Below are 12259 nucleotides of genomic sequence, written 5' to 3'. Positions count from 1 at the left end.
GCCGGTCCTGGCTCGAGGCCCGGATAGGAGCCCCCATCTTGGCGCGCAAAGTCGTTCGTTCCATGCCGTTTCACCGCGTCGCGATGCGGTTCGCGGCATTCATCGGCGTCGCCGCGGTGACGGGGCTGGTCGCCTCCGGCATGGCGGTTCCGTTCATCCACCTCACCGGCGTCGCGGCGAAGTCCGGCGCCCAGGCGATCGACGATCTGCCCCTCGACATCGACATGGGCGAGCTGTCGCAGACGACCCGCATCCTGGACGTGCACGGCAAGGTGATCACGACTCTCTACGACCAGAACCGGTCCTACAAGTCGCTCGACCAGATCTCGCCGAACATGCCGAAGGCACTGCTCGCGATCGAGGACAGCCGCTTCTACGAGCACGGCGCGATGGACCTCAAGGGCACGCTGCGGGCGCTGCTGCGCAACTCGGCCTCCGAGTCGGGCTCGGTGCAGGGTGGCTCGTCGATCACCCAGCAGCTGGTCAAGACGACTCTCGTCTACGGAGCCGACACCGACGAGGAGCGGGCCGCCGCGACCGAGAAGTCCACGGCCCGCAAGATCCGCGAGCTCCGCTATGCGATCTGGCTCGAGGAGAACCACGACAAGGACTGGATCCTCGAGCGCTACCTCAACGCGGCCTACTTCGGTGACTCCGCCTACGGGGTCCAGGCGGCCGCGAAGCACTACTTCGGCGTCGACGCCGCCGACCTGACCTGGGGGCAGGCCTCGATGCTGGCCGGGATGGTGAAGAACCCGACCGGCTACGACCCGACCGACTACCCGGACGCCACGCTGGCGCGCCGCAACCTGGTGCTCGAGCGGCTGGCCCAGGTCGGTGACCTGCCGCGTGCCGACGCCGAGAAGCTCAAGGAGACCGAGCTCGGCCTCAACGTCCAGGACAGCCGCAACGGCTGCTTCGGATCCTCGGCGGAGTTCTTCTGCGACTACGCGCTGCGGTGGCTGCTCGCCGACAAGTCGCTGGGCGAGACCGAGGCCGAGCGCTGGCGGCTGCTCCAGACCGGCGGGCTGACCATCAGGACGACCCTGGATGCGAGCTTCCAGAAGGCGGCGCAGCGGTCGGTGAGCGGCCGCGTCTCGCCCACCGACAACGCGGTCGGCGCTTTGGCGATGGTCGAGCCCGGCACGGGCAACGTCAAGGCGCTCGCGCAGTCGCGGCCGATGGGGGAGAACCGGAAGAAGGGCGAGTCCTATCTCAACTACCTGGTGCCGAAGGAGTACGGCGACGCCAACGGCTTCCAGGCAGGCTCGACCTTCAAGGTCTTCGTCGGCGCCGCGGCGATCGAGAAGGGCTTCCCGCTGCGGCAGGAGATCCCGTCGCCGCCCAAGCGGACCTTCAACCAGGCGTCCTTCGCCAACTGCCCCGGCGAGGGCAACTTCAACCCCAACCCCTACCCGGTCGGCAACTCGACCACCTCGGGCAACAAGAACCTCTACACCGGCACCCGCGAGTCGGTGAACACCTTCTACGTCCGGCTCGAGCAGTTCACCGGCGTCTGCGCCCCCTACACGCTCGCGAAGAAGATGGGCGTCAGCCTGACCGACCCCGCCCACGAGCGGGTGCCGTCCTTCACCCTCGGCCCGGTCGATGTCAGCCCGCTGGAGATGGCCGAGGCGTACGCGACCTTCGGTGCTCGTGGCAAGCACTGTGACTCGCGGCCGGTGACCGAGATCGTCGGCCCGGACGGGAAGACGATGAAGGAGTACGCCGCCTCGTGCGAGCAGGTGATGCGTACCGGCACGGCCGATGCGATGAACGACATCCTCCGGGGCGTGCTGCAGCCGGGCGGGTTCGGGCAGAAGCTCGCGCTGAGCGTGCCGTCGGCCGGCAAGACCGGGACGACCAACAGCGACCGCGCGGTGTGGTTCAACGGCTACACGCCCAAGCTGGCGACCGCGTCGATGATCGCCGGTGCCAACTACGAGGGCAAATGGGTCTCCCTCAACGGCCAGCGCCTGCGCGGCGGCTATGTCGCCTCGGCGTCGGGCTCGACCGTGGCTGGGCCGATGTGGGCCGACGCGATGCGGGCGATCGACGGCAAGCTGGGCTCGGCCGGCTTCGTACGTCCCGGCGCCAGCGTCGTCAACGGCAAGGGCGTCAAGATCCCGAAGGTCGAGGGGCTCTCCATCGCCCGGGCCACCGCACGGCTCAAGGCGGCTGGGTTCAAGCCGGTCGTCGGCAAGCGGGTGAAGTCGCGCTGGAAGGCGGGCACGGTCGTCGGCACGGTTCCGGGAAGCCGGGCGATCAAGGGCGCGACGGTCGAGATGCTCGTGTCGAAGTGGCGCGGGTGACGGGTGGATGTTCACCGAGGTAACTCGGTGTATGCGCGCTTCCTTCGTGGAGTTCCACGAAGTCGGTGACCGCTGACCGAGTTACCTCGGTGAGCATTCAGGCAGCCGCGCGCGCCCGAGCCGCCTCGACCGCGTCGCGGAAGGCGCGGGTGACGTAGTCGGGGACCGGGAGGCCGCGGTCGCGGGCCCAGAGGAGCTCCTGCTCGACCCTGGCCACGTCGGCGGCGAGGTCGCGGCCCTCGTGGTCGACGCCGAGGGTCTCCATGACGTCGCCGAAGTCGGCGAGCTGGGTGACGTTGTTGACCCCCACGGGGGCGAAGGAGATCCGGCGCATGCGTCTGACCAGCCACTTCTGCCAGGCGGCGAGCGTGGCCCAGTGGGCGCGGGCGGAGAGCTGGTAGAAGGCGTAGTGGCCCGGCTCCTGGCGCTTGATCGGTGCGATGACGGTCTCGGCGACGGCGTGCTCGCCGGTCTCGATGACCCCGTCGTGGAGCAGGTTGTAGGCGATCACCGCGGAGCGTTCGGTGGCCATGCCGGTCAGGTAGTAGAGCATCCGGCAGACGTCCTGGAACGGCTCCAGGTGAGCCAGCAGGCCGAGCACCTTCAGCTTCAGGCCGACGTGGTCCAGATCGGTGGTCGCCGGCGGGCGCCCGAGGATCTGCTGGAGCCGGTCGAGGATCAGTCCGTGCTGGATCTCCTGGGGCTGCCACACCTCGGCGTAGAACTGCTTGTCGACCTCGGGTGGGTTGGGGAGCATGGTCGAGATCTCGAGTACGTTGCGGTCGACCTCGAGCTCGACCCGCGCCATGTAGTCGAGCACATGGCCGAAGCGGGCGCCGAAGCCGGCCGGGTCGTTCACGGTGAAGTCGACCGAGTCCATCGGGATCGGTGGGTGCTCCTCACCGAGGCGCGCGACATGAGCAACGAGACGTTCGGTATCGGTCGGCATCGGGGCGGCTCCTGGTGGGGGAGTCAAGCAGCTCTCCCAGTGTGCCCGCACGGGGCGGCGTTGTAACGCGATTTAACGTAACCGAGGGGTGTTGGCCCCGACACGTTCGCCGGGGCTCCGGCGGCTCGACCAGCGGGGGAGGGCGGTGGTCGAGACGGGTGCGCGGGCGGAGGTGCCGAGGCCAACACGTCGGGGGACCGATTCTCAGGACGTGCTCGCTGTGGCCTCCGCGCCGGTCGACTCGTCGGCCGACTCGGTCGCGGCCGGAGTCTCGGTGGGCGTCTCGGTCGGAGCTTCGGTCGGCGTCTCGGTCGGGGTCTCGGTCGGAGTCGGATCCACCGTGGGCGTCTCGGTCGGCGTCTCGGTCGGCGTCTCCGTGGGCGTCTCGGTCGGTGACTCCGTGGGGGAGCCGGTCGGGTCCGGGCCCGAGGTGGGCGACGGGACGACGGACCCGTCATCGCCGGGAGAGCCCGACGGCGAGGGCGACGAGGGCGTGGTCGAGCCGCCGCCGGGCGTACCGGTGTCCGTCCCGCCCGCGGGCGAGCCGCCCGAGCGCCGGGGTGGCTGGGCGCTGGGCGTGGCGCCGGAAAGCGGCTCGAGGTCGGAGGCGGAGGTGACCGGGATCTGCGCGGCCGGCAGGACGACGTCGGTCGGTGCCTCGAAGGTCCCGAGGCGATAGCCGGCGGCGATCTGCAGGACCGCCGAGACGTACGCCTCGCTGTGGTTGTAGCGCAGCACCGCCGAGCGCTGCCCGGCCGCGGTGGACAGGTCGGCGGAGCCGGAGCAGAGGTAGACCGCGGTGGCGAGCGCGGCGTCGTCGACGTCCTGCGGGTCGCGGCGCCCGTCGCCGTCGGCGTCGACCCCGACGTCGGACCAGGTCGACGGGATGAACTGCATCGGCCCGACCGCCCGGTCGTAGACGAGGTCGCGGTCGTAGGTGCCGCCGTCGGTGTCGAGGATGCGCGCGGTCGCGCCGGCGCCGGTGAGAGGTACGCCGAAAATTCCCGGCGTCGCGACCCCGGAAGCGGACAGCGTGTTACCCCCGGCGCGGCCGTGGTCGGACTCGACCCGTCCGATGGCGGCGATCAGCGACCAGTCGAGACGACAGTCCGGGTCGGCGTCGGCGAGCACCGTCGCGGCCCGCTGGTAGGCGGAGAGCGCGGTCTCGGGGATGACTCCGGCGGCCGCCTCGGCGGCGAAACCGGCGGGCTTGGCCGCGAGGGTGGGGCTGACCTGGGGGACGGGCTTGACGGCGGAGACGCTCACCGGCGGCAGCAGCTCCTGGGCCGGCACCTCGACCGGCACCTGACGCACGCTGGCCGCGGCGTCGACGGGCCGGCCCTCCTGGATGGCATGGATCGTCCACGCGGCGGTGGCGGCGGCGACGGGCAGCGCAGCTGCCTTCAACAGCAGACCGGGTCGTGGGGTCATCCTCGGTCACATCCTCGGGTCGGGCGGGGTGGGTCGATGCCACCGATCCAGCCATCATGTGAGCCCCGCCACAACGAGCTGAGTGCGATCCGGGCCGAGAATCCCGGAAACTACTCACGCACGTGACAAGTTTCCGGACCTCGTCACCGCGATCGTCCCGGCCGCTGCCGCGGTCACCAGGCAGAGCAGCGCGCACCCCGCGGCGAGCAGGATCGAGCCGGCGCCCAGGATCGTCAGCACCGCCCCGGCCACCGCCGGCGCCAGTGCGACGGGCCCGGCCCAGCGACGACCCAGGACGACCCCGCGGCCGAGCGAGATCAGTTCGGCGACGCGCCGGACGTCGAGATCGGTCAGCCGTACGCCGGAGCTCCCGCCCACGGCCAGGTCGGCCACCGCCTGGGCCTCGGCGTCCTCCGGGCGAGCGCTCACGAAGGCGACCACCTGCCCCTGCTCCTGCAGCTCGGCGACGAGCCGCTCCCGCTTCTCGGGGGCGATCTCGGGATGCCACCGCTCGATCCCACAGGTCTCGGCCAGCTCCTCGGTCTCGCGGGAGCCGTCGTCGGAGACCAGCACCGGCGTCACCCCCGCGGACGTCAGCCGTGACACCGACACCCCGGCATCCTTGCGCGGCTCGTCGCCGACCACGAGATAGCCCAGCGGTCGCCCGTCGAGCTCGACGCCGAGCACGGTGCCGCGGTCGGTGCGCTCGGCCATGCCGACCCAGGACGGCCGCCCGACGCGTACGGGATGTCGGTCCACCGACCCCCGCACCCCCGATCCGGGAACGACGCCGAAGTCGGTGACCTTGCCCCGCGGCGAGAGCCGGGCGACCGCGCGGGCGAGCGGGCCCTCGGCCTCGTGCTCCAACGCTCCCGCGAACCAGCGCAGATTGCGCAGATGGTCGGGATCGAGCGGGTCGACGGTGTTCACCACGAGGCGCCCGGTGGTCACCGTCCCCCACCGGTCGAGCACCACGGTGTCGACCCGGGCAGCGACCGCCCACGAGGGCCGCGGCACCGACTCGATCCCGCGCCGGCGCCCGGCCCAGCCCGCGACGAACTGCGGAAACACGAACCCCAGGACGTACGCAGCGACAGCACCAGCCACGAGAACGATCACTTCCACCATGAGCGACCCAGGTCAGCCGGTCTGCTGCTGGTAGCGGTCGAAGTCGCTCTGGTCGCCGGCGACCCACAGCGGCACGCTCGCCTTCAGCAACAGCAGGAGCTGGGTCACGAACTCGGGGTCGCGCAGGGACTCCCCGAAGAGCTCGTTGATCCGCTTCCAGCGGTAGCGGATGGTCTGCGGGTGCACGCCGAGGACCGCCGCGATCGCCGGCGCGCTCTCCCGGGTCTCGAGCCAGACCAGGAGGGTCTCGGTGAGGATCTCGCGGGAGTTGGCCGACTCGGCCAGCAGGGGTTCGAGCAGCTCCTGGGCGAGCTGGCGGCGCATCACCGGCTCGGCGTGGAGCCAGATCTCGGTGCGGTAGGCGAGGCAGTCGATGACCGGCTTGGCCGGGATCACCCGGGCGTTGACCAGCGCCAGGGCGCGGTTGGCCCAGCGCCAGGCGGCGGGTACGTCCCCGGGTGGCACCGGCCAGCAGACCGAGACCCGCGCCTTGGGAGCCGCGGCCCGGACCTGCTTGGTCACCGACTCGGTGTCGTGAGGAGGGCACATCACCACCTGGGTCGGCGCGCGGCGGCGGGTGAGGGCGGTGGCCGAGAGGGCGTCGGAGGGGATCCGGTCTCCGTCACGGAGCTCGACCGCCATCACGGTCACCTTTTCCGGCAGCGCCCAGTCGCCCAGCGCCGCCTGCACCTCGATCTCGTCGGCGGAGGCCCCCGACAGCATCCGGTCGATCAGCCGGGCCCGGGCGACGTCGTTGTCCTGGTCGCGCGCCTCGGTGCCGGCCTCGAAGCCCTTGCTGACCTGCGAGGTCAGGTGCTCGACGTACGACGTCATCATCTCGTTGAGCGCGTTCAGCGCCGCGGCGGAGAGCTCGTTCTCGACCGCCCGGCGACGCAGCTCGTCCCAGAGCTCGGTGGTGGCCATGTGGATGCCCTGGTCGACGATGGCCCGGTCCTGGCCCAGCGCGGCGACCTTGAAGCCGACCTTGCGGAAGTGGTCGTCGATGGCGATATAGGGCGCCGAACGCCCGAGGCCCAGGTCGATGAAGTGCGACATCGCGCCGTGCACCGCGGTGAAGATCAGCTCCTCGAAGCCCTCGGTCTCCGCCGGCAATCCCTCGCGAAGATGACGGGTGATCTTGCGCGCGATCGGCCGCACCTCGCTCTCGAGGCTCTTCAGCATCCACACGGCGGAACCGGGTAGCCCGGGGGACTGGTGGGTCTGCGTCATCGCGTGCTCCGTCGCACGTCAAACTCCTTCGTCCAACATGCCCGAGAAGGTATCGACCACCATGGCACGTCTTTGCCTTGCGCGCCCCCGAAATCGGGTACGCCCGTGCCGCTGCGTGGCCTGGATGGGCAAAGCCCGCCGGGGGCCGTTCGGCCACCCGGCGGACTCGGGGAGGGAGAGCTCAGCCGCGCCGCGGGTTGGTGAGGTTGAGCTCGATGGTGTTCCCATCGCCGGGAACGAGGGCATTGACCAGCCAGGTGTTCAGACCACAGTTCTGGAAGTCGCCGATCGAGTACGTCCCGGTGAGCCGGCCACCGGTGAAGACCCCGAACCGCTCACCCTCGGGCGTGGCCACGGGGATGGCCACCGGCTCGACGGTGCGGCAGAACGGTCCGGAGAAGGTCGGGAAGCCGACGACCTTGATGTTGGTGAGACGTACGTTGTAGTAGGAGGTGGCCTCGACATAGCTGCCGCCGCCTTCGGGGTGGGGCTTGAGCGTGCCGGTGGTGGGGGCGGCCTCCTCGAAGCTGACGTCGGCGCTCATCGGGATGAATCCCGCCGCCTTGAACTCGGTGTGGGCGCCGGGAAGCGCGAGCGAACCGGTGAACGCGCCGGTCGTGGTCTCCAGCGTCGTGTCCAGGACCGCCGGGCCGACCGGGAGCTGCGACCCGGTCGAGGCGACGACGGTGGTGCCGTTGGCGTCGTAGAGGATGTCGAGCGGTGCGGCGTGGGCGGGTGCGGCCGCGGCGACGGTGAGCAGCGCTGCCGCGGCGGGGACGGCGAGCAGACCGAGCCGGCGCTTCATGAGAGTCGAGAGAGACATGACGGGCTCCTTCGGGATGGTGAACATGTGCCACATGACGACGGTGCGCCCATCGGACGCACCGTCATCGATCGTTGATTCAGCTGAGGTTGATCGCGCCGTCAGGGGAGGTGATGGCGTAGGTTCCGGAGAAGCTGGCGGCCTCGCCGACGGTGATGGTGCCCAGGCAGTCTCCGGCGACGCTCGTGATCTTGAGGCTGGCATCAGCGCCGGACTCAGCGATGACGAGCCTCTGGGTGGCCTCGTTGAAGCTCCCGTCCACGTTTCCACCCACCGTGAAGTCGCAGAGCCCGGTGCCGGACGAGTCGACCACGCGGGCGCTGACGCCGACGATCTTGCCGGCGATCACGTCGGTCGAGCCCGCGGTGGCCGAGCCGGTCGGGGTGAGGGACCAGGAACCACTGTGGGTGACCGTGAGCGGGGTCCCGAACTGCTCGGTGCATCCGCTCCACCCGGTGGACGCGATGGTGGCAACTGTGGTCAGCCCGGTTCCGCTCTGCACGGTCCCGGATGCGCTGGCCGACGTGCAGCTCATCGTGTTCAGTGCGGTCGCGAAGTTGATCCCGCCCACCGAGGCTGCGGTGAACGGATGGCTCCCGGCGGTCGAGCTCCCGCCGACGGAGACGGTGTACGGGGGCGCGGCGCTTGCCATCGCCGGGGTCGCAAGGGTGAGAGCGGCTGCCGCCGCGCCCACGAGAAGGATCTTCTTAGCCATCGAACGATGTCCCTTCGGATCAGAGGAGACCAGGTGTCCCCGCTTCGCCCATTCATCCCCGTGGCTGGGCCGGCTGTCGACGGCCAACGGCGTGAATGGGCGAAAACGGGCCCCAGGATGTCGCGCACACGACATCGCACCGGCCGCTCGACGCCGGAGTTGTCATGGCGATGACAAAATGTGCGGGCGCATGAAGCGAACCCTCTGATCCAGGTTGCGGCGCGAACCCGGCGGCATCATGGTCGTTGCATGCGGCGAACGAGGAGACACGTCACGGCGGCGGCGATGCTGGCTGTGGTCGCCTTCATCATGGTTGGCACTGGCAGCAGCCGTGCCGACGAGGGGCCCTATCCCGGATTGCCCGCGCCAGAAGTTCACCCGGCACCGGTCGTGCACCGTTCTTGGGGTGGAGCTGCGATGGGATCGGCGGCCAAGGCAGAGACTGCCCAGCAGTGGATCCGTACGCCATTGATGACCTCTGCTTTCGACTTCTACAGCGGGGTCGTGGACAACCCGGACCCGTCGCGCTATATCCGCTGCACGGTCGCCGGCGCGAACGTATACCTCGTCGCGGAGGCTGGGGCGCCGCACAACTACGGGATCAGCCGTGAGGTGACGATTCGTACCGTCGCGTTCGGCGCTATCCCAGTAGAGGCGAGAGTGCGGCTGGAGCAAACTCGTGATGGTGGTCTGCCTCGGCCCATCGAGATCGAGAACTTGACCTGCACAGTCGACGGCGGGGCCGAGGTGCCCGACAGCGAGGTCGACGCCGAGCTTCACACGCAGATCACCTCACTCGTAGTCGACGGTGTCGCGATGCGGCTCTCAGGCACCTGTCGCACCACAGTGCCTGGCAAGATTCAGCTGCACGGAAATGGATACCGGTATGGCGTGGTCGACGGCGTGATCGTCCCTCAGCCGCCGCAGCCATTCTGGGAGAATGGCCACTTCAACCTCAGCGTCGGTGGCGAGCTGACCGGCACGATCGACGTGCCGCCATTTGACGGATGTGTCACGGCTGATGGTGACGACCTGTCCGCGCTGCTCACCGCGACGGTCTCAGGATCGGGCTACGCCATCCGCACCCATCAGGGAGGTGCCTTCGGTTGCACGAAGAAGAACCCTGCAGGAGGCAATCTGCCGCCTGGTCCAGGCGAGGCGACGGTTGAGTCGGTGCCGTGCAACCCCGGGACCGCGGCGGTCCCCTTGATCCCGCCGGCACTGGAGATACCTGAGGGCGACCGGTGACGACGCTCGATCGTCACCACCGGCCGCCGCGTCGGTGTGGCGTCAGCTGATGTTCAGCGGGCCGTCCGGGATGCTGAGGGATAGGGAGACCTGAAGGTCAACCGGGTCACCTTGCGCGAACATGCCGAGGCAGTCGCCAGAGACATTCTCTACGGAGAGACTGCCGTCGCCTGTCTCGACGAACGCGAGGCGTTGCGTGGTCTCATCGAAGGTCGCATCCGCGCTGCCGGTGAACCAGAAGTCGCACAGGCCGGTGTCAGGGCCGTCGACGATGTGGAGACTGACGTTGGAGACTGTGCCGGAGAGTGTGTCGGTCCGGGCGGCAGTCGCTGTCGGGTCTTGGCTGGCGAACCTCCACTCTCCGACCTGGGTGAAGTCCAGTGGAGTGCCGAGCTGCTCGGTGCATCCGGTCCAAGCGACACCCTCGATGGTGAAGGGGTGGTCCGCGGGGGTATTGCCGGTGTAGTTCCCGCTCATCGCGGTTCCGCTGTGTGCCTGTCCCATCCCACTGATGGAGAAGCAATTCCCCGCGACGAGCGGCGTGGAGAAATTGATGCCGCCGACGTCCGCGGCGCTGAAGGCGTGGTCGCCCACCACCGTGCTGCCGCCGACGGCGACGTCGTACGGTGGCGCGGCCTGGGCTGCGGCGGGGGTGACGACGATGAGGCTTGCTGCTGCTGCGCCGATCACCGGAAGCTTTTTCATGGGTGGTGCCCTTTCGGGTGGATGAGATCGAGCTCCCTTCATCTCGCAGGTCGACGCTTCATTTCCATGGCGTGACGGCCGAGACCGTCAGATCGGCCGCGCGGATGTCGCGCACGCGACATCCGCGGCTCGAATTTGTCATGCACGTGATAATTCAGGGCTCTCCGCATGCCGATTGGGCCTTCCAGCACTGGCTGATCGGCTCGGTTTCCTCTGTGATGAGCGTCACTGAGTGCGCCGGCTTGACGAAGCACAGTGCTCCTGCGGGCCGGGGATCGAGGGGAGAAGTCGTAGATCCATGAGTCCGACGCAGAGCCAGACGACGACCGCCGGAACGCGTGTCCCGCGCCCACGACTGCCACGCCGAAGCGCCTCTCGGCAGCTCGCCGAGAAGATCCATGCCCCACACGTCTCGCCTACGGAGTGCGCGGTGATCCGCCGGGTCGGCCGCGGGCTGGTCCCGCAGATCACCGACGAGATCCTGCGCCAGGTCGCCGCCTACTCCCGACACCCCACCCAGCGGCGTCGGGACCTGATCACGAAGGCCGTCGCCAGCGCCGTGGAGCTCTATGCCGACGTGGTCGAGAAGATCCCGTCCGACCCGGAGACGGTGTCGGCGATGTACTTCGGGATGGGGAAGGGGGAGGCGCTGGCCGAGCGGAGCCTCGACGGGTTCCGGGCCGCCGTCGACCTGGCCACCCACCGGGCGGCCGAGGCGATCCGTCACGAGGCCGAGGGGCTCGTCCCCGACGACGTACGGGGGACGCTGTGCGGCTCCCTGCTCGCCTACATGGGGATCCTCCTCGACGACGTCGCCCGCGGGTACGCCGCCGGCATCCGTGACCGCGAGGCGGATCCGCGCTGGATCCGGCGCCGGCTCGTTCGCGGTCTCGCCGGCGCGGCGGACGCCGAGGTGATCGATGGTCTCGCCGCGCGTGTCGGCTGGCAGCTGCCGCCGGCGGTGGTGGTCTGCTCGGTCGACACCATCATCCCGCTGGACTCGGTCGAGCCATCTGCCGAGCACCCTGTCGAGCTGCCCGGCGGGTGCGCGTGGGACACCGCCGGCCGACGCGCTCTGGTGGTCACCGACCCGGCCGACGTCGACGCCGTCAGCGCGGTGATGCGGGGGTGGCCGCGTACCGGCCCTGTCTTCGTGACCGTGCCGGTGCCGTTGGCCGATGTGCCGGCTGCGATCCGCTGGACCGAGCGTGCCCGGGACCTCGTCGAGTCGGGGATGATCCCCGCGGACCCGGTGGTGCGCTGCGCCGACCACCACGTCGCCCTGCTGCTCAACGCCGACCCCACGCTCTCGCGCTGGGAGGCGAGTGAGGCCCTCGCGCCGCTGGAGGCGTTCAAGGACGAGCACCGGCGGGCGATGCTGCGTACGCTGCGGCTCTGGTTGCTCACCGGCGCGAACGCGCCGGCGCTGGCCGCCGAGCTCGGCATCCACGAGCACACCGTCCGCAACCACAAGCTCCGGCTACGGGCCGCCTTCGGCAGCCGCCTCCAGGACCCCGAGTTCGTCACCCTGCTCCTCTTCGCGCTCGGCGCGCGCGAGAGCTCGGCGCTGGACTGGGTCGAGCTCGAGCGCTGCGGCTGAGAGCTTCGAGGGCAATTTGTCATGCGCGTGACAAAACCCGGCCCGCATTTGTCGGGCGGCTCGATTTCCTCTCCCGTGTGACCGGTGCCACACGTACCGTCCGGGTCGAAGCACACCC

At 69.7% G+C, this 12259-nt stretch carries 10 protein-coding genes; 3 read left to right on the top strand and 7 right to left on the bottom strand.

The features are described 5' to 3' along the window. Positions 1-62 precede the first annotated feature (62 nt). A complete protein-coding gene (locus ABTX24_RS27720) occupies positions 63-2312 on the top strand; it encodes a transglycosylase domain-containing protein (protein ID WP_350844261.1) in 2250 nt (749 codons plus the stop codon). Between the two features lie 97 nt (positions 2313-2409). Here the strand turns inward: ABTX24_RS27720 and ABTX24_RS27715 are convergent, their stop codons facing one another. The 6 genes from ABTX24_RS27715 to ABTX24_RS27690 form a co-directional block, all read right to left on the bottom strand. Further along, positions 2410-3261, bottom strand: coding sequence for a GTP-binding protein LepA (locus tag ABTX24_RS27715; RefSeq protein ID WP_350844259.1), 852 nt, complete (start codon positions 3259-3261; stop codon positions 2410-2412). 204 nt (positions 3262-3465) lie between these two features. Continuing rightward, on the bottom strand, positions 3466-4692 hold the full coding sequence (locus tag ABTX24_RS27710; protein WP_350844257.1) for a lytic transglycosylase domain-containing protein: 1227 nt from the start codon (positions 4690-4692) through the stop codon (positions 3466-3468). A gap of 114 nt (positions 4693-4806) precedes the next feature. Further along, positions 4807-5799, bottom strand: coding sequence for an HAD family hydrolase (locus tag ABTX24_RS27705; RefSeq protein WP_350844256.1), 993 nt, complete (start codon positions 5797-5799; stop codon positions 4807-4809). Positions 5800-5832: 33 nt separating this feature from the next. Continuing rightward, positions 5833-7050 (bottom strand): PucR family transcriptional regulator, encoded by a 1218-nt coding sequence (locus tag ABTX24_RS27700; RefSeq protein ID WP_350844254.1) that lies wholly within the window; start codon positions 7048-7050, stop codon positions 5833-5835. Between the two features lie 181 nt (positions 7051-7231). Beyond that, positions 7232-7873, bottom strand: coding sequence for a hypothetical protein (locus ABTX24_RS27695; RefSeq protein WP_350844252.1), 642 nt, complete (start codon positions 7871-7873; stop codon positions 7232-7234). Positions 7874-7952: 79 nt separating this feature from the next. Continuing rightward, the gene (locus tag ABTX24_RS27690) at positions 7953-8588 is read right to left on the bottom strand and encodes a hypothetical protein (RefSeq protein WP_350844250.1); all 636 of its coding nucleotides are present in this window, start codon (positions 8586-8588) and stop codon (positions 7953-7955) included. Between the two features lie 249 nt (positions 8589-8837). On the opposite strand from ABTX24_RS27690, the gene ABTX24_RS27685 reads away from it, so the two are divergent. Then, positions 8838-9836: an AsmA family protein gene (locus tag ABTX24_RS27685; protein WP_350844248.1), complete on the top strand. Its 999-nt coding sequence runs from the start codon at positions 8838-8840 to the stop codon at positions 9834-9836. A gap of 42 nt (positions 9837-9878) precedes the next feature. Here the strand turns inward: ABTX24_RS27685 and ABTX24_RS27680 are convergent, their stop codons facing one another. Further along, the gene (locus ABTX24_RS27680; RefSeq protein WP_350844246.1) at positions 9879-10541 is read right to left on the bottom strand and encodes a hypothetical protein; all 663 of its coding nucleotides are present in this window, start codon (positions 10539-10541) and stop codon (positions 9879-9881) included. 298 nt (positions 10542-10839) lie between these two features. Here ABTX24_RS27680 and ABTX24_RS27675 point away from each other — a divergent pair, with 298 nt between their 5' ends. After that, a complete protein-coding gene (locus tag ABTX24_RS27675; protein ID WP_350844244.1) occupies positions 10840-12141 on the top strand; it encodes an RsbRD N-terminal domain-containing protein in 1302 nt (433 codons plus the stop codon). Positions 12142-12259: the final 118 nt, after the last annotated feature.

The sequence above is a fragment of the Nocardioides sp. NPDC127514 genome, from assembly GCF_040302125.1.
GTDB lineage: Bacteria > Actinomycetota > Actinomycetes > Propionibacteriales > Nocardioidaceae > Nocardioides.
Note: the sequence above shows the minus strand (reverse complement) of the source record. Positions and strands in the feature narration are given on the sequence as shown.

Coding starts and splice junctions, on each gene's coding strand:
- ABTX24_RS27720 (WP_350844261.1), top strand. CDS start 63: ATGCCGTTTCACCGCGTCGCGATGCGGTTCGCGGCATTCATCGGCGTC.
- ABTX24_RS27685 (WP_350844248.1), top strand. CDS start 8,838: ATGCGGCGAACGAGGAGACACGTCACGGCGGCGGCGATGCTGGCTGTG.
- ABTX24_RS27710 (WP_350844257.1), bottom strand. CDS start 4,692: ATGACCCCACGACCCGGTCTGCTGTTGAAGGCAGCTGCGCTGCCCGTC.
- ABTX24_RS27715 (WP_350844259.1), bottom strand. CDS start 3,261: ATGCCGACCGATACCGAACGTCTCGTTGCTCATGTCGCGCGCCTCGGT.
- ABTX24_RS27695 (WP_350844252.1), bottom strand. CDS start 7,873: ATGTCTCTCTCGACTCTCATGAAGCGCCGGCTCGGTCTGCTCGCCGTC.
- ABTX24_RS27690 (WP_350844250.1), bottom strand. CDS start 8,588: ATGGCTAAGAAGATCCTTCTCGTGGGCGCGGCGGCAGCCGCTCTCACC.
- ABTX24_RS27675 (WP_350844244.1), top strand. CDS start 10,840: ATGAGTCCGACGCAGAGCCAGACGACGACCGCCGGAACGCGTGTCCCG.
- ABTX24_RS27700 (WP_350844254.1), bottom strand. CDS start 7,050: ATGACGCAGACCCACCAGTCCCCCGGGCTACCCGGTTCCGCCGTGTGG.
- ABTX24_RS27680 (WP_350844246.1), bottom strand. CDS start 10,541: ATGAAAAAGCTTCCGGTGATCGGCGCAGCAGCAGCAAGCCTCATCGTC.